Source organism: Cutibacterium sp. (genome assembly GCF_030525615.1).
Taxonomy (GTDB): domain Bacteria; phylum Actinomycetota; class Actinomycetes; order Propionibacteriales; family Propionibacteriaceae; genus Cutibacterium.
On sequence record NZ_JAUNEJ010000003.1, the window covers coordinates 23,186 to 44,610 of the forward strand.

The following is a 21,425-nucleotide window of genomic DNA, read 5'->3' on the forward strand; positions in this document are numbered from 1 at the left end:
CCCTGCGGGGGCTGGACATGGCTCAGTCAAACATCAACGGCACCGGAGAATCGCGATTCTGCACTGATGTGCATGAGAAGGGAGGACGCATGAACGAATTGTCCAATGACGTATGGACAGCAGCGTCCATGTATTACATGCAGGGCGAGACAATGGATGCCATCGCCAGTCATCTTGGCACATCCCGCTCTACTGTATCCCGTCTTCTCAAACAGGCTCGCCAATCCGGAGTCGTGCGTATCACCTTGTCAGAGCCGACTGGGTTACGTAATGGACTGGATTCCACCCTGACGAGGATGTTCGGGGTCAACACCACGGTTGTGCCAGTGAAATCAGGTACGACTGAAATTCACCGCTTGGACCAAGTCGCCAGAATTGCCGGACAGATGGTTACGGACTTGGTCGACGACAATTCTGCGGTAGGAGTCGCCTGGGGAACAACACTAGATGCCGTTACCCATTACGTTGTCCCTAAAGACGTCAAGGGAGTTCGTGTGGTCCAAATGAATGGGTCAGCCAACCCCGCCAGTTCTGGAATTCCTTATGTTGGATCAATTCTTTCTAGAATGGCCGCAGCATTCGGCGGTGACGTCATTCATTTTCCCGTTCCGACATTCTTCGATAATGCGGCGACGAAGGCCGCAATGTGGCAGGAGCGCTCCGTCCAGGCAGTACTCAAAGCACAGCGGGAACTCGACCTTGCCATATTCGGCGTGGGAACCCTCGATAGCCCAGTGCCCTCCCACGTCTATTCCGCCGGTTACATCACCGACGAGGAAAAGGCGACTCTGGTGCGTTCCGGAGTTGTTGGTGACGTCAACACCGTCTTCCTCAAAGCTGACGGCGCTTACGACGTCGAGTTCAACAAGAGGGCGACCGGATTGGCGCCATTCCAGTTGCAGCGCATACCGCGTCGGCTCTGCGTCGTCGCTGGTCGTGCCAAGGCCGTCGGGCTGCTGGCCGCCCTGCGCGCCCGAGTGGCGACTGACCTCGTCGTCGATGACGCGACTGCCCGCGCGGTTCTCGATCTGATGTGACTTGCGTCTCTACCGCAAGAAGAGCTTTCGCAACGGCTGTCGCTGCGAAAGCTCTTCTGCTGCGTCAAGACTTCGCTGTTCCCAAGGTGACGTCAGCGATGGCCTCCTTGGAACCCCGGATATAGCTGATTTTGACCTTCTGCCCGGGTTTGAACGATCTCACGAGACCAACCAAGGACTCGCCAGACACGATATCTGTGTCATCGATCTTGGTCACGACGTCACCACGCTGCAACCCACCCTTGTCGGCTGCTGAATTTTGCGAGACCGTGGCGATTCCAGCTCCAAGAACTTGAGCACCATCCTTGCTGGTAGTGACGTCACGCACTGAGATACCCAAAAAGGCGTGGGTCGCCTTTCCAGTGTCGATGATCTGATCGGCGATCGATTTGGCTAGATTCGACGGGATCGCAAAACCGATTCCGATATTGCCTGACTGCTCGGATTCGCCTGATGAAAGACTGGCGATCGACGAGTTAATTCCGATGAGTTCACCGTTGGCATTGACCAAAGCACCACCCGAGTTGCCCGGATTGATAGCTGCGCTGGTCTGGATGGCATTCGTGACGACCACACCTGACGACGAGTCCCGAGCCCCCAGCAAATCCTGCGAGTTACTGCGATTCGTGGTAGCGACCGGACGATTGAGGGCACTGATGATTCCGGTCGTCACCGACCCCGACAACCCGAGTGGATTGCCCACAGCCATCACCGGAGACCCGACGGTTAACTTGTTGGAGTCAGCAAAACTGATCGGCTTCAGGGACTTTGGCGGGTTCGCTACCCGGATAACGGCAAGGTCTGTTGATGGGTCCGTGCCGACCACCTTGGCTTCATAGGTCTTGTTACCCATGGAAACCGTCAGCTGGCCTCCGTTGACAGCGTCAGCGACGACGTGGTTGTTCGTCACGATGTTGCCATTCGCGTCGACGACGACTCCGGACCCCTCACCGCCGCCATTACCCGTACTCACCGTGATGGCGACCACCGAATCCGACACTGCCGATGCCGTCACCGTCCAGTCTGGGGCTGACGACTCGCCTTGAACCACCTTGGTGACGCTGTTGGGGGAGGCAGAGTTCGAGGTCACCGCCGGGGTGTCGTTTTTTACCAGGGCGCGATCAGCGAGACTCCCCGAAACGCCGCCGACAGCTGCTGCCAGTACGGCGATAAGGACAACAGTCCCGGCACGGACGCCTTTACGGCCCGCTTGTGACGGGTCCTGCGGCGAGTCGGGGATTTTGTCACCACGACTCGGATTCGGTTGGCCGGGGGCCTCCCACGAAGGGGGTTCGATAGTTCGTGAATCTCCCGAACCGGACCAGGAATCGTCACTGTGCGACCAATACGACTCTTGTGCCCAGTCCTGACGCCCATTGTCAGAGGGCGAGGGGTATCCGCCGCTGGAATTTGACACGAAATTGGGGTCACGAGGCTCCCGGGGACTATTCGTCGACTCACTCATGGGTTCCAGTGTCTACGCGCCGTCAAGTTCTCGCTCGACAACCCGGCAAGATTTGACCGTCGACGTAGCGGAAACGGTGCTGCAGTGGCATCCATCGAGTCAACACGTCAGACCGTGGTCAGGTGACTAAAAAGGTCGTCATACACGTTGAGGTGTCAGTTTTTGCACCATGTGGCGACAGTCGGGGTCTCTGACCGCAAGGTCAGCGTGACGGCCACAACGCCCTGGTGAAAGTCATATCGGAAAAGCGAGCCGAGACTGCAGGGTTCGGCCCTCCTTCCTTAATCCCCACCGGGAATGTCCTAACCTCTTTGCGCGCTGGATAAATTGATCCATGAACCAGTCACCGACCAGGAGACCCCATGACCACTCAGTTCCTTGCGCCCAACACCGTCCTCGGCAACATCTCACTGGCCGACTCTTCAGACACCGGCACCACTGAGCCGTCTCCCGTGAAGGTCAAGCCTGGCACCCGAGGAGACTGCGAACCTCGTGACGTCATTATCGTCGGTTCCGGTCCAGCTGGGTACACCGCCGCTGTCTACACCGCGCGCGCTGGACTAAAACCGCTTGTCTTCGAAGGATCAACGGATGCCGGCGGCGCTCTCATGCAGACGACCGAGGTCGAGAACTACCCCGGCTTCTCCGAGGGGATCATGGGCCCAGACCTGATGGCCCAAATGCGAGCCCAGGCCGAGAAGTTTGGGGCCGAACTCGTCACTGACGACGTCACCGAGCTCGACCTCACCAGTGAGATCAAAAAAGTTGTCGACACCGACGGACGCACACACACCGCGCGCGTCGTCATCCTGGCCACGGGGTCGGCCTATCGCAAGCTCGGTCTTGACGACGAGACCCGTCTGTCAGGCCGTGGCGTGTCTTGGTGCGCTACCTGTGACGGGTTCTTCTTCACCGGTAAGGACATCGCTGTAGTCGGTGGCGGTGACTCCGCTGTTGAGGAGGCCACCTTCCTCACCCGCTTCGCCAACTCGGTGACCCTCGTCCACCGTCGCGACAAGCTACGTGCCTCCCAAATCATGGCCGAGCGCGCCGAGGCTGATCCCAAGATCACCTTCGCTTGGAACAGCGAGATCGTCGCCATGCACGGTGAATCGAAGCTGGAATCAGTGACTCTACGTGACACCAAGACCGGTGAGGAACGCCAGCTCGAGGTCGCGGGAGTTTTCGAGGCCATCGGGCATGACCCGCGCTCCGAGCTGGTGCGTGGTCAGGTCGATCTGGACGACGCCGGATACGTTGTGTGCGCCGAGCCGTCGACTCGCACCAACCTGCCGGGAGTTTTCGCCTGCGGTGACCTCGTCGACTCTCACTATCAGCAGGCCATCACTGCAGCTGGGTCTGGATGCCGTGCAGCTCTTGACGCCGAGCGGTTCCTCGCCGAACTCGGACGCTGAGGACCTCGCGAGTTTGCTGCATCGCTTCGTGACGCCATGAGCTATGAACACGGGGCGATGCGGCGATTTTTGTCACGCCTCCTTCGAGACCGGCCGCAAAACTCACTGCCATGCAGCCAGCCGCAACCTCGACGTGAACACCTTTTTCTTCCCCGACACCGGATCCGTGAATCCCATCTGCCAGGCCTGCAGCTGCAGCGGGTGGCTGAAATCATCCACTGGGGTGTCCAGAAGTACCGGGTAAAAGGGGTCATTGACAATAGGAGCGCCGAGCCTCTGCATATGGAGACGAATTTGGTGAGTGCGACCTGTCCTAGGCCTGGCCTCATAGAGTCCCAATCCATCACGCTCGGCTATCAGACTGACGTCGGTTACAGCGTTCGGCTCACCCGGGATCTCGCGAGCCTGGAGAATGCCCCGCTCTTTGATGATGCGTGACCTTATCTGCCAGCCGTTTTTCGTCACAACAACCCCATCCCCAGCACGACCGTGCACCAGGGGTGCGACCAACCGGTATTTTTTGAACACCTCACGATGCTCAAACATCTCTTGGTAGGGCCGCCGCCACTTCCGCTCCCGCGTCAGCAGCAGCACCCCGGCAGTCACCCGGTCGAGACGGTGGGCCACTGTCAGTTCCGGTAGCCCCATCTGGGTTCGCAGCCGGACGACTACTGACTCAAGAACATGCTGCCCCCGCGGAATCGACGACAGGAAGTGCGGTTTGTCGACCACAAGGATTCGCTCGTTGGCGTACAAGATCCCGATGCCAGCTGGGACAGGGGTCTCTTCGGGCAGGTCTCGGTGGAAGAAAACGAACGTTTGCGGGGTGAAGGGGGAACCCGCTGTGACGACGCATCCCGCTTCGTCGACGAATCTCCCCTCGCAGAGCATTTCATCAACCCGCTGCTCACCTAGTCTGACGAGCTTTTCGATCAGATAATGACGCATCGTCGGCCAGGGCCAGCCATCAATCCCCCGCGCGGCCGCCAATCTGCGACACGTGCCGTGATCGGGGGTATGGACCCACGCCGATTCCAGACCATGACGTTGTGGAAGAGGCGACCGGGGCACCGTGCCAGCCTACGGGGCCTTTTAGCGCATACCCAACACTCCCCATACCAAGTCCTAAAAATCCCGTCTCGCGGGTCCACAGCTCACCGCAGTGTTTCGACCGCTGTCATCCTCGACGTCATCACCGGGCCGTGGTCCGACAAGCTCAAACGTCGCAAACCTTTCACGATGGTCGCCCCCATCGCTGGAGTGGGAGTGATTCCGCTCTTGCTCGTCAACCAACCGTGGACCCTCACGGTCGTTTCAGCTATGGGCGGTGCCGCATTTGGAACCTACATGGCGGTCGATGGCGCTCTCATGGTCGAAGTCCTGCCCAACCGCGACGATTCGGCTCGCGATCTGAGCTTCCTCAATGCAGCGAACTCGTTACCGATCGTCTTCGCTCCCGGCATTGGCGCGGCGCTGGTCAAGACCACTGGATATCCCGGACTTTTCACGGCAACGATCGTCCTGGCAATCCTCGAGGTGCCAGTTCTCGACATTTCCGACACTTCCGCCGCTATGGCCGAAGCCCGGCGTGATGTGCCCGATCTCGCTGCGGCATTGCACCAAAGTCACCTGCGTTACCTGTCGCACGGGGCACGTCTTGACGACCCGTGCAGCAACCCGATCTGTCTAGAGGATGCCACCGGCCTTCCGCCGACATTTTTGCTCAACTGCGAGGTAGACCCCTTACGCGATCTCTATAGTGGAGGCCCGAAGCCTCCGTGTGAAAACCTCACTTCAAGGGCTCACCGGCGACGGTGAATGTCACCGGGGTGTGCGCCTCGACCGTGCGTGACACGGTGCAATTCTTATCTCGTGACATCGCAACGACGCGATTCACCAGTCCGGCCGCCTCGCGACCCTCCTCGGTGTCGGGGAAGCTGAGCTGAAAGTCAACCGAAACGTCGTCAAGGGATGCTCGGCCCTGCTCGTCGCTGGCCTTGGTACCCATCACGGAGACAGTGAACTGGGTTGGCTCACCGCGTCGGCTCGTCACCGTATCAACGTCGATAGACGAACATCCGCCGATGGCCGCCAGCAACAACTCGACGGGGGTGAACTCGGCGTCCTGACCGGACCCAAACCGGATCTGGCCGCCGCGTGCATTGGTGGCGGTGTAGTGGCCCTGGCTGCGACGAACCAGGGAAACCTTCTTGGTTGCGGATGGCATGACTTCTCCTCAGCCCACGAATTCCTCGATCACCTTAACTAGCGCCTTCTTCGTCTTGCCGCCCTGCAGCGACTTGACGAGCTGACCACCCTGCCAGACCTGAATAGTTGGCAGGGACATGATTCCCTGCTCAGCTGCGATCCGGGTATTGGCGTTGGTGTCAACTTTGGCGAAAATCATCCGGCCGCCGTAAACCCCAGCCAGCTCCTCGATGATCGGGGAAAGCTGTTTACAAGGAGCGCACCAGTCGGCCCAGTAGTCGACAAGGACGGGCTTGGCAGCGCCGAGTACCTGAGAGGCAAAAGTATCGTCGGTAACCTCGATGACGTTGTTCATGACACCCTTTCTAGTTCGACCCGATGAGTGTAGGTCGAGCCGGGTCGAACGGCACTTCTAGTTCACTACCACCGAGCGGTTTCCTGTCCTGTCTGGGCAAACTCCAGTGGCACACAGCACCCCGGTACACACAGCCCCGGTATAAAAACGTCGTTCCCCACGACCCTGAAACCCTGAAGTGCTCACACCCCTGTCGAGTTGACAGTTTTGCTCCTAACGACGATCCGCAAGTGTGACAACTTACGACAAAGCGCGCACAGGCATGACGCGCGGGTAGGACAACGTAGACCTTCTGAGGGCACAAAACTCACACTGAACAGCCACGGCCCGGCTATACCTGCCCCTGGGCACCACGCAAGCAACCCCTGAGCTGCTATCCGCGAGGTCCACGACGGTTCACCCACTGGCCGGGGCGAGTAGGACGCCGTCCGTTTGCGGCCAGAAAGCTTTAACTACCTCGGTTTCGCACCGGTCAGGCCGGGCGAGGGGATGGTCAATGGTGACCTTGACCATCCCCAAACGGCGAGCTTCTTCGAAGAGCCCGCCAGCCATGAGGCTCATGGAGAGTCGCTAGACGGCACAGCGAGGGTCATCCGCACGAAAGTGCGCCTGGGACCATCACCTCGTCATGGCTCACCCGGCGTCAACCCGGCACCGTCACATCTAGACCCGCGTCACAACACGGACTTGCCGACCTCCACGACATGATCGGCAGTGAACCCGAACTTCTCGAACAGCACAGTTCCGGCAGCAGAAGCACCGAAATGCTCCAGGGAGACCGAGGCACCCTTGCAGCCGACATATTTCGACCATCCCATCGCGATGCCGGCTTCGACGCTGACACGAGCGGTCACTGAGCTGGGAAGCACCGACTCGCGGTACTGCTCGTCCTGCTCATCGAACCACTCCTGGCACGGCATCGAGACAACCCGGGTCGGTACGCCGTCGGCCTCCAACTTCTTCTGCGCTTCGAGAGCCACCGACAGCTCAGATCCGGTGCCTATGAGAATGAGCCTGGGCTCGGCGCTGGCCTCAGACACCACATATGCGCCCTTGGCGACACCCTCGGCGGAGGCGTACTCGCTGCGATCAAGCGTCGGCAGGTCCTGACGCGAAAGCACCAGAGCGGCAGGACGATCGGTGTGTTCCAAGATGGTGCGCCACGCCACAGCGGTCTCGTTAGCGTCGGCCGGACGAACGATGTCGAGACCCGGGATGGCACGGTAAGAAGCCAGGTGTTCAATCGGCTGATGGGTGGGGCCGTCCTCACCAACGCCGATGGAGTCGTGGGTCCACACGAAGATCGACGGGACCTTCATGAGGGCCGCGAGACGAGCCGCCGGACGCATGTAGTCAGAAAAGACGAAGAAGGTTCCGCCGTAGCAACGGGTCAGGCCCGACAGTGTAATGCCGTTGAGGATGCCCCCCATGGCATGCTCGCGCACACCAAAGTGGATCGTGCGACCGTAAGGGCCGCCCGGGTCCTTCTCAGAGCAACGGTCCTCGGGCAGGAACGAATCAGCCCCCTTCATCGTGGTGTTATTGGACCCGGCGAGGTCTGCCGATCCGCCCCACAACTCAGGAAGCTGAGGACCGAGGGCATTCAAGACGGCCCCAGACGCTTTCCGGGTGCTCATCTTGCCGGGCTCAAAGGTCGGGATCTCGAGATCCTCAGGCAGCTTGTGGCTGAGCATTCGCTCGAGAAGGGCGGCGCCGTCGGGGTTGGCGTCGTGCCAAGCGGCGAACTTCTCGTCCCAGGCCTCGCGCAAAGCTTTGCCACGCTTTGCAAAAGCGGAACGCACCTTCTGAACCATATCGACGTCAATGGCGAAGGGCTTGTCTTCGAAACCGAGTTTCTTCTTGAGAGCGCTGACTCCCTCGGCACCAATCTTCGCGCCGTGTACCTGGGCCAGGCCTGCCAGGACCGGGAGCGGCCACCCGATAACGGTCGTCAGGCGGATGAAGGACGGCTTGTCGGTAACGGCCTTGGCGTTGTCGATGGCTTCCATAAGAGCCTCGACGTTCTCCTCATAGGTGGTGCCGCCGTTGGTGAAGTCGACGTGCTGGACGTGCCAGCCGTAGGCCCGGTAACGAGCCTCGACGTCCTCCGAGAAAGCGATGGTGGTGTCACCCTCGATGGTGATCCGGTTGTCGTCGTAGAACAGGATGAGGTTGCCCAGTTCCTGGGTTCCGGCCAGGGACGAGGCCTCGGACGCGACACCCTCCTGCATACAGCCGTCGCCAGCGATGGCGTAGACGTAATGGTCGAAGGGGCTGGTTCCGGGGGCGGCGTCCGGATCGAGAAGGCCACGCTCACGACGTGCCGCCATGGCCATACCAACGGCGTTGGCGACGCCAGCACCCAGCGGTCCGGTGGTGGTCTCGACGAATTTCGTCAGGCCGTATTCGGGGTGACCGGGGGTCAGGGATCCCCAGGTACGCAGAGACTCCAGATCGGACAGCTCAAGGCCAAGACCGGCCAGGTAGAGCTGGGTGTACTGGGTGAGCGAAGAGTGCCCGGCGGACATGATGAAGCGGTCGCGACCGAGCCAGTTCGGATCGGACGGGTCGATGGCCATGACCTTGTGGTAGAGCAAATAGCCCAGCGGGGCCAGGGAGATAGCGGTGCCGGGGTGTCCATTACCGGTCTTCTCAACGGCGTCGGCCGCCAGCACTCGTGCAGTGTCGACAGCGAGCTTGTCGGTGTCGGTCCACGTCAGTTCGGTTGCCACGATGATCCTCTCGTATTGGCGTATTGGCCTGATCTATGTGATGTGTTGTCGCTCGTCATGGCGATGGGGTTCCGGTCCTCGTTGGGAATCCTATTCGTAACCTGATAGCCATGCACTTTCGGGAATTCTGACCTCACTGATGTGCAGGAATGTCGTCATTCATCACCTCGCTTAGCTCCTCGGGCCGCACATGAGCCTGGCTGCGGATCTTCTTAAGCCGGTGCATGACTTGGTTTTCGCCGCGACCAAAGTAGTCGTGGAGGCGAGCATATTCGGCGTACAAGAGGTCATATTGGTCGGCTCTACGCGTATCAACCTGGTAGACCCCGGTGAGTTTTCCTCCCATAGCTTGAGAGGCTGCACGCACGTCGGGGTACGCGCCAGCGGCGACCGCGCCGAAAATTGCCGAGCCACGCGAGCCAGGCTGCCCTGCCGTGCCCACAGACAGCGGCACGCGACAAATATCGCACATCAGCTGCATAAGGAAGTGATTCTTGGTGAGTCCTCCGGCAACGACCATCTCGCTGATCTCGATTCCGGCGCTGCGGAACGATTCGATGATGGTCCGAGCCCCAAAGACAGCGGCTTCTAAGAGAGCCCGGTACTGGTCTTCTGGAGTAGTGGTGAGGGTTTGGCCAAGAATCATGCCGGACAGCCTGGGGTCAGCCAGGACCGATCGGTTTCCGTTATGCCAATCGAGCGCGATAAGACCGTGCTCGCCTACTTTCTGGCCTGCACATTTCTCGCTCAGCAGCTCATGCACGGTGATACCGCGACGCTGCGCCTGCTCGCCGTATGAGGCGGGCACGCAGTTCTCGACGAACCAGGCAAAGATGTCACCGAAGGCAGTTTGACCGGCCTCGTACGTCCACGACCCCTCGATCATCCCGCCGTTAACAATGCCGAAAACTCCCGGCACCTCTCGACATTGGGAGTCCGAAACGATGTAGCAGGCCGATGTTCCCATGATCGCGGTCATCTGACCGTTGTCGACAGCCTGTACGGCCGCTGCGGTGGCATGAGCGTCAATATTCCCGCTGGCCACCGCAATTCCTGCCGGCAGGCCGAGCTGCTCGGCACATTTCAACGTCAGGCCGCCGACCCGTGCTCCTAGGGGCAGGATTGGCGCGTTCATGCGGGTTTCAAAAACGTCGGCGAAGCCTGGGTTGAGGTTCGCTAGGAACTCCTGCGACGGATACTTGCCATCCTGGTACGTCCGCTTGTACCCCGAGTCCCCCTGAGCGAAGGTGAGGACCCCCGTGAGTTGCCAGGTGATCCAGTCAACAGCGTCGCAGAAGACCTCTGTGGCCCGGTACACCTCCGGTGCCTGCTCGAAGGTCTCAAGCACCTTTGGAAGCAGCATTTCAGGGGACAAAACGCCCCCATAACGCGCCAGCCACGGCTCTCGTCGAACTTGGGCAAGCTTAACGATCCGTTCAGCTTGGTCCTGAGCGCCGTGATGTTTCCACAACTTCACCCAGGCATGGGGGTTGTTGGCAAATCCTGGCACCTGACACAGCGGCGTACCGTCAGATTTCGCAGCGACGACGGTAGCGGACGTGAAATCCACCCCGATGCCGATGATGTCGTTGGCATTGACGCCCGAATCAGCAACGGCTCCGGGAACAATTGCCGTCAGCGCCTCGATGTAGTCACTGGGGTCTTGCAGGGCGAAGTCTGGCGGTAATTTTCGACCGTCAGCCGCGCTAAGTACCCGATCCATGACGCCGTGCGAGTATTCGTGAACAGCAGTTCCCATTTCGGCACCGTCACGAACCCTGACGATGACAGCCCGGGCCGACAGAGTGCCGAAATCCAGCCCCACCACGTATTTGTCGGTCATGGCCCCTCTCCTTGGTGCAGTCGCGGGATGGAACCGGGGCGAGTACGCCAACTCCACCCCGCGACGGTCTTTGCGGTCCTCGCGTAGCGCGTCAGTCCTGCGGCCAGGGACGCTGACCCCAGAATCCATCGGGCTGGAACAGCGGCTCAACGAGGTCACCAACGGTCCCCGTCTCGACGAGCAGGTCAAGCAGGGTGTAGCGAGACCTAATCATCTGGCACCGATAGTAAGTGTCGTGGAAGCGTTCCCGGGTCAGTCCGATCTGGGCTGGGTGATAAATACCCCCAACCGCCTTGATGATGTCCTCGACGCGCGTCGCGGGCATCACCTGAGCACGGCAACGCTCCTGAATGGTTGGCCATTTCGACTTCACAAGTTCTAGGCGTTCACGCAGGGCGTCCGCGTCGAGGTATTTCTCCATGGTCTGCTTGACGGCGGGCTCCACCATGTCGCCAGTGAAGTTGGCGCGGACCTTGGCCTCCATCTCCTGGGCCGAGGGCCACTTAGCAACAGCGGCGTCTACGTCAAGGGTCGTGAAATCGTGCTCCAACACCTTCTCCCACAGGGCCAGCACCGAGATGGTCCCCAGGCCTACCTTGAACCCGTGGGTCAGCGGCGGGTCCTGATCCATGCCGAGATGTTCCATTTCCCACACGTGGGAGAACTGATGGCCAGCACCCGAGGCAGGACGCGAGGAGATGCGGTATTTCTGCATCGCCAAGCCCGACAGCACCAAACCCTCGACCAAGCCGACGAACGACTCTGGGTTGCCGTTGGCCAGCCCCTCAGGATCGCTGATCGCGGTCGGAAGGGCGTCCTGGGCGAGGTGCCACGACTCCGCGTCAATAGGCTCGACCCCCAGCTCGTCCGCGACGATCCAGTCGGCTCCAGCCGGCACTTTCTCGATGAGGTCTCCCAGGCCGGTGGCGGTGCACCGCTGTGGCGCACCGGCCATTGTCGGAAGATCGGCAATGAGGGCCTGCGGTGCACGACAGCTCATGGTGTGCTTGAAACCGTTCTCGGTGATGGAAGCACCAAACGCCGCGTACCCGTCCATCGAGGCGGCGGTGCACACATTCATGTAGCGCCGGCCCAGCTCGTCACTGGCTCGCTTGGTGAGGTCGTTAAGAGTGCCCGAACCGATGGAACAGGCAATCACACCGTCGAGGTCACGAATATGGTCACGGATCTTCTCGATGTTCTCGTAGCAGGCGTAGACAGTGGGTCGTCCGGGGAAAATAATCGGTTCGACAGTCTCCACGCCATGAGCGTCGAACGATGCCTTCGTCTGCTCCCCAGCAACAGCCCAGGTGTTCTCGTCGGCAATGATGATCGCCTTCGCGTCACCGAACAATTCTTTGAACACTCGCCCCGTCTCACCAAGCACGTCATGGCCCATGACCACGACGTCAGTGTCGTCGCAATCAGCCAAGGCCTTGTCAATCAATTCGGACATTGCTTCTCCTCTGATCGGTGTGATCGTCAGTTTTTGTCGGCCTCGTGATCGACCATGTGGTGAATCATGGGGCGCAGCTGTGGGTAGGTGTCGCAGTACTTGTCCACGTAGTACTGATACTCCTCGTAACGCTCCTGATTGGGTTCGATGAGGTCGATCTCGTGAACCATCTGTTTCGCTGCCTCGGGTAGGTCCTTGAACAGGCCGGCGCCGACGGCGGCCACCATGCAGGTGCCGAGCACAACGGCGTCGCCAACTTCGGTCAGAGCGATCGGGACCCCCGTCACGTCAGCGTGCATCTGCATCCAGTTGCGGCTCTTGGTGGCACCACCGCAGGCGACCATATGATCGACCTCGAAGCCAGCCGCTTTCATGGCACGCAAGTTGTGGGCCGTGCCGTAGCAGACCGACTCCTGGATGGCGTGGTAGAAGTGCGCCGGGGTGTGCATGAGGGACAGACCCCAGATGATGCCGCGGGCCTTCGAGTCGGTGTATGGGGTGCGGTTGCCCTGGAAGTACTCGTTGATGATGAGACCGTCGGACCCGGGACGGATGTTCCGCGACTGCTCATTAAGGACGTCGTAAGGGTTGAGACCGATCTTCTCTGCAGCAGCGGTGTAATCAGCGGCAAAACTGTCCTTGAACCATTTGAGCACCGAACCGGTCGAGACCTGGCTGCCTTCGACGGTGTATTGACCGGGCATAACGGCGTCGGTGTACGAGCCGAAAAACCCCTGGCCGTGAATCTCGGTGTCGGACTGGCCGGTCAACACGTGCGAGGAGCCAGTAATGAGAGCCATCGACCCCGGGGACAACACACCGAGGCCGATCTGGCCCGCCCAAGCATCGCCCAGGCCCTGAGCGACCGGGATTCCTGGACGCAGGCCCAGCAGCTGGGCCGGAATCGTACCCAGGGTGCCGACCGGAGTGCCGAGGTCGACAACCCGCTCCGGAATCTTGTCAAAAACGTCGCCACAGCCAATGGTCTCGTAAAAATCTACCGGCCAGCCGCCTTTGTCGCGGTTGTAGTACATCCGGATGGCGGCCGAGTTGATGTTTGTTGTCCACTCGCCAGTGAGCTTGTAGGTCACCCAGTCGGGAGCGTCGACGAGGTGAGCGGCCTTGCGGTACGTCTCCGGCTCGTGTTCGCGCAGCCAGGCGGCCTTGAAGGGGTACCACTCTGCGGTGGCCGGGGATTTTCCGGCGCCGTTGTAGAGGCGGGCCACCGAGTCAGATTTCTCAGCGCGAGCAGCCTGCTCGGTGGCGCGGACGTCCATCCACATCATTGCCGGGCGCAGTTCATTTCCGCGCTCGTCCATGGCAACCATCGTTATCGTCGTGGCGTCATAGGAGATACCTGCGATGGCAGCCGGGGAGATCCCGGCCGCCGCGATGGCGCGATGGCAGGAAGCCTGTAGCGCCTTCCACCATTCCTCTGGGTCTTGTTCAGCCCAGCCCGGTCGGGGATGGGTGGTTTTGTACGGGGTCGCCGCAAAGGTCAGCGGACGTCCTTCAAGGTCGAAAATTGCCACTCGGCAGGACTCAGTGCCGTAGTCGATTCCCAAAAGGTAGGGGCCGTTGTTCAACATCGTTGTCTCCAGTGGGTATGTCTTGAGGGGCTGCGGCTGCAGTGCTCGCACCCCGTCGTGTCAGTCGTTGTCTTCGGTCCAGCCAAGTTCCTGCCACGTGACGGCAGGAATAAGCCGGTCAATGCGATCCAGGGTCCAGGTGGGACGGTGTTTGTCATCCAGTGCCGCGACGTCTTCGGCGGTGGCCTCACCGGTCAACACGCAGGCTGATTTCATGCCGGTGTCGAGGGCCATCTGAATGTCGGTCTGCAGCCGGTCACCAACCATGACGCAATCCGACGGGTCGACGTCGAGGCCGGACAGTGCCTCGGTGAGCATGATCGGCGACGGCTTGCCCAGGCTGACTTTGCACTGCTGTCCGGTACATGCCTCGATGGCCGCTGTGATGGCAGCGCAATCAGGCTCGCCGCGACCGCCCGGGAAGGGGCAGAACCGGTCCGGGTTGGTTTGTATGAGGAAGGCGCGCTTGTAAAACCAGATGGCGTCAAAGGCGATCTGCAACTTTCGGTAATCGAAGGCGCGGTCATACGAGGCGATGACGATGTCGATCTTCTCGGGATCTTCGCTCAGCTCAATACCGGCCTGCTGCAGACTTCGCTTGAGGGGCTCCTCTGCGATCGCAAAGACCCTGGCGTCGGGGTGGTTATTCACCAGCCAGCGTGTCGTCGTGACTACCGTGTTGGAAATGTCCTCGATAGCCGTCGGCAGTCCCAACTTCTTGAGCTTTTCGACGTACTGGTCCGGGTCCTTCGTCGGGTTGTTCGACAGAAACCTGACCGGAATCTCGCGACGACGTAGCTCCTCAATCATGCGGCGGGAACCTGGCAACAGACGGTCACCGAGGTAGATAGTGCCGTCCATGTCAAAGACATAGGCCTTGGCAAACTCGGTTGGCGCGTTGATGACGTCATTCATGGTTGTCACTTCCTTGGGTCAGATCAGGCGAACAGGGCAGCCAGCGAGACAACCACGGTGTTACTCAGCCAGATGGCTGCAGCAGGCGGGTCGATGTGGCTGGTGCCGCGGGCGTACCAAAGCCGTGCGCAAAACTCGCCGAGACCGGCAGCGAAGATACCGAAGATGGCGGCGATAATCAGGGCGATCGCTGCCATTCCCCAGGTATGGGAGTCCCACGTCGAGGTCGCCGTCCAGGTATAAGTCCCGATACTCTCACCCATCAGCACTGGGAAGAACTGGACAGCGGCTAAGCCGGCAATATTCGTCACGTGGTGCTGAACCGGCATGTTCCGGTCGAGGATGAGAAGCAGGACCATGATGGCCGATATGCCGAAGCAGAAGCTGTTGGCGTTGATGGCGGCCACGTGGTTGTCAAAGCCCATCTTGGTGAGGCGGGCACCCACGTTGGCGGCCAGCAGAAGGGAGGCTCCACCGGCGAAGATGCCGAAAAGAGAGCCGATCGCCACCAGCTGGATGGGCTTTTCCTGCCACTCCAGCCACCGTCCGTTGGGACCCGGCTTGATCTTCGCTGAGAAGGTGGTGGCGCCTTCGTTGAACAGTTCAGGGTTGTGCAAAGAACCGTGGAACAGCCCTTTTCCGGGGACGCCGCCAAAAACGACACGGGCAAGCAGCCCGGAGACCAGCACCGTCATGGCTACGGGGTCAGTGTGCTTGCCGAACCACGGGATGTTGGAGATGCCGATCTGGCACAGGTAACCAAAAACCCCGAACAGAGAGCCGACGAGGAGGATATCGGAGCGTCCGATACCTCCCAGCGGGGTATTGACGTCCTTGCCGTCATCAAGACGACCCCGGTAACGGGCATAAATGGCTGCCGCGACGCCGCCGGCGAAGGCGATGTGCGGACCCATGAAGGGGCCGAAGGCTAAGTAGTCCAGGCCGAAGGTGTTTCCGGTTGCGGCAAAGACTCCCCAGGAAGCCAGCACGCAGAAGCCGGTGAAAACGAAGGCGTAGTTGCCGCCAATGGCAGCTCCGACGGCGCCGCCGGCAATGGCGGCAAGTAGTCCAAAGATGAATACTCCGACAGAGGTGGTGAACATCGGTGTTCCTTATATATAAGGGCGGGATGCACCCGCGATCGGATGCCCGCGCACAACGCCGGTGCTGTACGCGGTCTTTCTGGGCGTCCTGAAGGTTCGTTCCCTCAGGGGCAGGGTGGCTCAGATATGTGCGGCGCGTGGCGCGGGTGTTGGCACCCGCGCCAGACTGGTCTCAGCAGCTTCCCGGGGCGGTCTCCCCGGCAATGTCGCCTGATTCGTAGGCGCTGATGAGGTCAACGTTGGTCTTGGAATGGGAACTCGGGTCAAAGGTGTACCCAATGAACTCACGAGCCAGACGACGAGCCAGTTCAAGTCCGATGACGCGCTGCCCCAGGCACAGGACGTGGGCGTCGTTGGACATAATGAGGCGCTCTACGGAGAAGGAGTCGTGGGCAGTGCAGGCCCGGATACCCGGCACCTTGTTGGCGGTAATGGCCATGCCCATTCCAGTGCCGCAGAGGAAAATGCCTCGATCAGCCTTGCCGTCCTTGATGACGTTGGCTCCCTTGACGCCGACGTGCGGGTACAGGGTGTCATCACCCTCCTGGACGCCGACATCAATCACGTCATCGACTCGTGAATCGGCCTCGAGGTCGGCCTTGATGGCGTCCTTGTACTGCACTGCCGCTGGGTCGGCGGCGACGACGATTCTCAGTCCCATGATCCCTCCATGCCGTGTGTTGGGAAGTCTCACTCGCAAGCGCGAGAAGTAACGACTCACGGTGTTAATAGTAACACTGTACATGTGAAAAGTAAGGTTTGGAGTGTGTTTTTCACCAAAATCAGGTCTTTGACGCTTGGGGCTGCACGTAGCGTTACCCGGACAAGTGTGCAACCAGCAGCACCGCCACTACCTGTTACATGCTGATGCATGACATCTCGTGCGTGACTGGGCCGAGGCACACAAAAATCACACCACGCCTGTGAAAACGTCGTCGAAATGGTGCAGGTGGCGTGGAACCGGGGACAGTCGTCAGGACTCTGATGAATCATCCCCCACGACCATGAGGTGAACCCCAAGGTCGCGCAGCTGACCAAGAATCCCGGGCGGAGTGTGGCCGTCGACAACGACGTGATCGAATTCCGTCAAGTCGGCAAATTTGAACAGCGCGCGTCGTCCGAACTTGGTGTGGTCGAGCAGCAGCACTCGCTTCTCGGCTGACTCGAGCATGGCCCGCTTGACCTCGACAACCTCTTGATACGGGTGATAACAGCCCGCCTCAAAAATTCCCGACGCAGACAGGAAGCACAGATCGGCGTGCATCGAGCGGATCATCCGAACCGCTGCGGGACCCATCAACGACTTCGCCCACGACTGGTACTCACCACCTGAGACGACAAGCTTGTCGGAGCCATTGGCAATGACCTCATCGGCCACCAGGAGGGAATTCGTGACAACGGTCAGCGGAGAATGGTCTCCCAGGGACCTCAACAGCCACACTCCCGACGTCGAGTCATCCAGCATGATTGAGCACCCCGGACCAATGAGGCCACCGGCAAGGTCAGCTACCGACTGTTTGTCAGCCGAGCTCTGCTCCAACCGAAATGTGGCGTCAGCCTCATGCAAACCGTTCGCAACCGCAACAACGCGGCCACGGTGACGCTGCAGCACTCCGCTGGCTTCAAGAGTCGCCAGGTCGCGATAAATCGTCATGGCAGATACCCCAGTGGCCTCAACAAGGTCCTCGACGGTAACTGAGCCCGCTCGTACTACGGCTTCAGCAATCGCGAGCTGACGCGCCCTCGGACCGCCCTGACCCTTAGAAACCGTGGTCCTATTGCCGACCATCACCTATCGCCTTCCCACCTGTCCGATTCGCAAGAATATTAGCCGCGCGGCGACGAGGTCCTGCTCTCACGCGCAGAGAGTGACCGTTGACCGCGAATTGAATTCCAGCGGCGACCGGCGCGGTGGCCCCACAGCGGTGATCCATCGGAAGGTTGAAGGTCGTTGCGACAAAGCCCGAGCAACCGGTGACGTGCCGTGCGCCGCCCCGTACCCCGGCTGACGATTTTCGTCATGGGGTTGGGCAACGGCACAACTACGGGCCACTGGGAAAACGCCACGGTGCGGATAATCGATCATCAGGCGAGGGTTATCTCGAACACCGTGTCAATCTCATCAGGCAGCGGATAGCTGAACTCAGGTTGAGGACCCATTGACAGGAAGGCAAGATCGTTGCGGTCACTTACTGTCCAGCATTGGGCCATCGGAACTTCCGACCCATCCGCCAACCTGCGTACGAGTTTCACCTGGTCGGGGCGCAGGCCGATGAGGGGTAGCGGACCGACAGGAGCTTCGAAGACATGGGCATACAGCTTGCCGTGACCCGCAGTCCACCAGCCCCAATCAGGTTTCGGTAAGCCGGCGGGTCCGCACCCACGGATCGACTCGCAGTTGTCGTCCATCCACGTCCCCACTTGATCGAGGACCTTCGCTGAACCGGTCGGGATCCGCCCTCGCGCGTCCGGACCAACATTGGTCAGCAGGTTCCCGCCTTTGGCGACGCACTCAACCAATTTGTGCACCACCATTGATGCAGGCTTCCACACCGTGTCGGAGGCGCAGTATCCCCAATGATTGTTGAGGGTCATACATGACTCCCACGGCACCGGGCTGCCGTCGTATCCGATAACGCCCTGAGTGGGGATAATCTGCTCTGGAGAGGCGAAGTCCCCCGCCCATGGCGATGGTGTCGCAGTGAGAATCGAACCCGGGTTGGCGCCGTCGCCCTCCATGCGATTGTCCATGATCGCGTCGGGTTGTAGTTCGCGAACGATTCGAACTATCTCGTCCGCACCCCACTGCTGCGGCCCCATACCCTCGTATGAAAAATCGAACCACAGGATGTCGAGCGGTCCGTAACCAGAACACAGCTCCCTGACCTGGCCGTGCAAAAACTGCCGGTAGGAGTCAAGATCGGGCACATGATCGGGGACGGCACCCCGCATCGGGTGATGAAGGTCGGCATGGTGCGGGAAGTCTGGCCGTGACCAGTCAATGAGGGAGAAGTACAAACCCACTTTGATCCCGCGTTTACGGAATGCGGCGAGAAACTCTGCGACAAAGTCTCGGCCTAACACCTTGGCCGTTGTGTAGTCGGACAAGGCAGAGTCGAACAACGCATATCCGTCGTGATGTTTGGCGGTGAGGATCGCGTATCTCATGCCAGCACTCGCCGCCACTTCGGCCCATGCGTCGAAATCTGGTTCAGGTCGGAAAGCGTCAATAGCGTATTGGTAATCCTCGACGCTCATTCTCTCAGCTGAACGCACCCACTCACCGCGCGCTGGAACTGCATATGCTCCCCAATGGATGAACATTCCAAAGCGGTCGTGACGCCACCACGCAGAACGACCAAATCTGTCCTCATCAATAACCCGCATGGAACAAGTGTGACACAGCGGCTGCGGGCAGGTTCGATCGCCTCTTTTGATACCCGACATCACTGAGCTGGAAACCCTCTGAATCGCCTCCCACAAGCCATTACGGGTTCTTTGCAGTTGCGCGCGTGGGTAGTTGGGGGTAGGGGTCGGGGTAGGAGCCGAGACCCCGATGATCGAAACTCCAACACTTACCAGGTTCTTCACAAATAAGAGTGAATGAGGGGTCGAAATATTCGTTTGCGATGAGCCACAAAGGCACATCCACCCGTGGGAACCGGGCGGATGTGCCTTTACAGAGTAAGGGCCGCCTCACAACGAGGCGGCCCTTACTTCGTGTCCTAGCAGGTGCTAGTTGTCACTGACTCAGTGGTTGTAGCGGCGACGCACAGCGTAAGCCGCGCTACCGATCACCAGCAGTCCCACTCCACCAACTGCCAATCCAGTCAGCGGAGACTGGGTCTCGCCCGAAGCACCCGTACGCGGGAGCTGGGTCGGAACAGCAGTCACCTGAGCAGACTGTGACGGGGCCGGGGCCTTTGGCGCGGCAGCAGGCTGCGACGGGGTAGGCGTCGGTGACGCAGCCGGCTCCTTCACCGAAACCGTGACCTCATCGAGGACCTTGCCATCGCCGTCACGCACAGTCACCTTAATGACGTCGCCAGGCTTGGCGGACTCATCAGGAGTCACCTTGATCGTACCGGTCTCCGGATCGATCTCAGCCTTACCGGGGCCATCGGTCTCGACGGTCGTACCTTCAGGAACATCGCCACCAGTGTTGGGGATGTCAACCGGCTCGCCAGGAACCGTCGGGGTATCAGCCCAGTCAGGACCAGGCGCAGGCTCAGTGACCGTAATCGTGAAGGTGACATCCTCAGACGACCCATCCGGGTACTTCACAGTCACCGTCACCTCATAAGGATCACCAGGCTTGGCATCCTCAGGCACCTTAACAGTGGCGTCACCAGTATCAGGATCAACCGTCACACCAGGAGTATCCGAGGAGAACTCAGTACCCTCAGGCAGATCTTTATCACCAGTCTGCGGAACCTCAACGGACTCACCAGGCTCACCAGAGCCACCCTGGTAACCAGGATTCTCAGTGTCCTTCTGCCACGGGCAACCATCATTGTCAGCCGGACCAGCCTGATCGGGGCACTTGTCCTTATCATCGGTCACACCATCGCCATCACCATCACCAGGCGCAGGCTCAGTGACCGTAATCGTGAAGGTGACATCCTCAGACGACCCATCCGGGTACTTCACAGTCACCGTCACCTCATAAGGATCACCAGGCTTGGCATCCTCAGGCACCTTAACAGTGGCGTCACCAGTATCAGGATCAACCGTCACACCAGGAGTATCCGAGGAGAACTCAGTACCCTCAGGCAGATCTTTATCACCAGTCTGCGGAACCTCAACGGACTCACCAGGCTCACCAGAGCCACCCTGGTAACCAGGATTCTCAGTGTCCTTCTGCCACGGGCAACCATCATTGTCAGCCGGACCAGCCTGATCGGGGCACTTGTCCTTATCATCGGTCACACCATCGCCATCACCATCACCAGGAGTGACGATGACCAGCGCGTTGACGGTATCGGAGGTGCCATCTGGGTAGACGGTATCGATACGGGCGGTGTAGTTGCCAGGCTTCTGATCCTTTGCCGGAGAAGCGGTGATCTTACCGGTGGTCTTGTCAACGGCGATCCACTCTCCAAGGGCCTTTTCAACCTGCGGGGTGAGGGCGAAGGTGGTGCCTGCGGGGAATCCGTCTTTACCGACGGTATCAACCGGGGCGGGACCTGTTGCAGTCTTACCAGCAGCGACCTCGAGGTTCTCCCACTGGGGCTGGTTGTCAGCGGTCACCGCAGGCTTTTCACCCACAGTCACCACAGCGTTGGCGTTATCCGTGCCACCGTTATC

General features: G+C 60.0%; 17 protein-coding genes and 1 pseudogene. 3 read left to right on the plus strand and 15 right to left on the minus strand.

Going from position 1 to position 21,425, the window contains the following annotated elements; all coding sequences use genetic code 11:
* The first annotated feature begins 89 nt into the window (after positions 1–89).
* Positions 90–1,037 (plus strand): sugar-binding transcriptional regulator, encoded by a 948-nt coding sequence (locus Q4B98_RS05680; protein WP_303196375.1) that lies wholly within the window; start codon positions 90–92, stop codon positions 1,035–1,037.
* 64 nt (positions 1,038–1,101) lie between these two features.
* On the opposite strand, the gene Q4B98_RS05685 is transcribed toward Q4B98_RS05680, so the two are convergent.
* On the minus strand, positions 1,102–2,502 hold the full coding sequence (locus tag Q4B98_RS05685; protein ID WP_303196162.1) for a S1C family serine protease: 1,401 nt from the start codon (positions 2,500–2,502) through the stop codon (positions 1,102–1,104).
* A gap of 362 nt (positions 2,503–2,864) precedes the next feature.
* Here Q4B98_RS05685 and trxB point away from each other — a divergent pair, with 362 nt between their 5' ends.
* Positions 2,865–3,917 (plus strand): thioredoxin-disulfide reductase, encoded by a 1,053-nt coding sequence (gene trxB, locus Q4B98_RS05690; RefSeq protein ID WP_303196163.1) that lies wholly within the window; start codon positions 2,865–2,867, stop codon positions 3,915–3,917.
* A 102-nt stretch (positions 3,918–4,019) separates the two neighbouring features.
* Here trxB and Q4B98_RS05695 read toward each other — a convergent pair whose 3' ends face one another.
* On the minus strand, positions 4,020–4,865 hold the full coding sequence (locus Q4B98_RS05695; RefSeq protein WP_303196376.1) for a pseudouridine synthase: 846 nt from the start codon (positions 4,863–4,865) through the stop codon (positions 4,020–4,022).
* 222 nt (positions 4,866–5,087) lie between these two features.
* Between Q4B98_RS05695 and Q4B98_RS10565 the strand changes: the two are divergent.
* Positions 5,088–5,450 (plus strand): annotated as a pseudogene (locus tag Q4B98_RS10565) (MFS transporter); the annotation flags it as partial.
* A 256-nt stretch (positions 5,451–5,706) separates the two neighbouring features.
* On the opposite strand, the gene Q4B98_RS05705 reads toward Q4B98_RS10565, so the two are convergent.
* From Q4B98_RS05705 to Q4B98_RS05765, 13 genes are all read right to left on the minus strand, one after another.
* A complete protein-coding gene (locus Q4B98_RS05705) occupies positions 5,707–6,144 on the minus strand; it encodes an OsmC family protein (RefSeq protein WP_303196164.1) in 438 nt (145 codons plus the stop codon).
* 9 nt (positions 6,145–6,153) lie between these two features.
* Complete coding sequence (gene trxA / locus Q4B98_RS05710; protein ID WP_303196165.1) at positions 6,154–6,480, minus strand: thioredoxin; 327 nt, start codon at positions 6,478–6,480, stop codon at positions 6,154–6,156.
* A 396-nt stretch (positions 6,481–6,876) separates the two neighbouring features.
* A complete protein-coding gene (locus Q4B98_RS05715; protein WP_303196166.1) occupies positions 6,877–7,041 on the minus strand; it encodes a hypothetical protein in 165 nt (54 codons plus the stop codon).
* A 113-nt stretch (positions 7,042–7,154) separates the two neighbouring features.
* Complete coding sequence (gene tkt / locus Q4B98_RS05720; RefSeq protein ID WP_303196167.1) at positions 7,155–9,212, minus strand: transketolase; 2,058 nt, start codon at positions 9,210–9,212, stop codon at positions 7,155–7,157.
* 133 nt (positions 9,213–9,345) lie between these two features.
* The gene (locus tag Q4B98_RS05725) at positions 9,346–11,055 is read right to left on the minus strand and encodes a ribulokinase (RefSeq protein WP_303196168.1); all 1,710 of its coding nucleotides are present in this window, start codon (positions 11,053–11,055) and stop codon (positions 9,346–9,348) included.
* A 91-nt stretch (positions 11,056–11,146) separates the two neighbouring features.
* On the minus strand, positions 11,147–12,511 hold the full coding sequence (locus Q4B98_RS05730; protein ID WP_303196169.1) for a sn-glycerol-1-phosphate dehydrogenase: 1,365 nt from the start codon (positions 12,509–12,511) through the stop codon (positions 11,147–11,149).
* A 26-nt stretch (positions 12,512–12,537) separates the two neighbouring features.
* Positions 12,538–14,100, minus strand: a complete 1,563-nt coding sequence (locus Q4B98_RS05735; protein ID WP_303196170.1) for a ribulokinase — start codon at positions 14,098–14,100, stop codon at positions 12,538–12,540.
* 60 nt (positions 14,101–14,160) lie between these two features.
* The gene (locus Q4B98_RS05740; RefSeq protein WP_303196171.1) at positions 14,161–15,015 is read right to left on the minus strand and encodes an HAD-IIA family hydrolase; all 855 of its coding nucleotides are present in this window, start codon (positions 15,013–15,015) and stop codon (positions 14,161–14,163) included.
* Positions 15,016–15,038: 23 nt separating this feature from the next.
* Positions 15,039–16,118 carry a hypothetical protein gene (locus Q4B98_RS05745; RefSeq protein ID WP_303196172.1) on the minus strand — a complete coding sequence of 360 codons (1,080 nt, stop codon included), beginning with the start codon at positions 16,116–16,118 and terminating at the stop codon, positions 15,039–15,041.
* A 172-nt stretch (positions 16,119–16,290) separates the two neighbouring features.
* On the minus strand, positions 16,291–16,779 hold the full coding sequence (locus tag Q4B98_RS05750; RefSeq protein WP_303196173.1) for an RpiB/LacA/LacB family sugar-phosphate isomerase: 489 nt from the start codon (positions 16,777–16,779) through the stop codon (positions 16,291–16,293).
* Positions 16,780–17,091: 312 nt separating this feature from the next.
* Positions 17,092–17,907 carry a DeoR/GlpR family DNA-binding transcription regulator gene (locus tag Q4B98_RS05755; protein WP_303196174.1) on the minus strand — a complete coding sequence of 272 codons (816 nt, stop codon included), beginning with the start codon at positions 17,905–17,907 and terminating at the stop codon, positions 17,092–17,094.
* 296 nt (positions 17,908–18,203) lie between these two features.
* A complete protein-coding gene (locus Q4B98_RS05760) occupies positions 18,204–19,505 on the minus strand; it encodes an alpha-L-fucosidase (protein ID WP_303196175.1) in 1,302 nt (433 codons plus the stop codon).
* A 363-nt stretch (positions 19,506–19,868) separates the two neighbouring features.
* Positions 19,869–21,425, minus strand: a 1,557-nt coding sequence (locus Q4B98_RS05765) for a Rib/alpha-like domain-containing protein (protein WP_303196176.1), incomplete at its 5' end; no start/stop codon positions are given.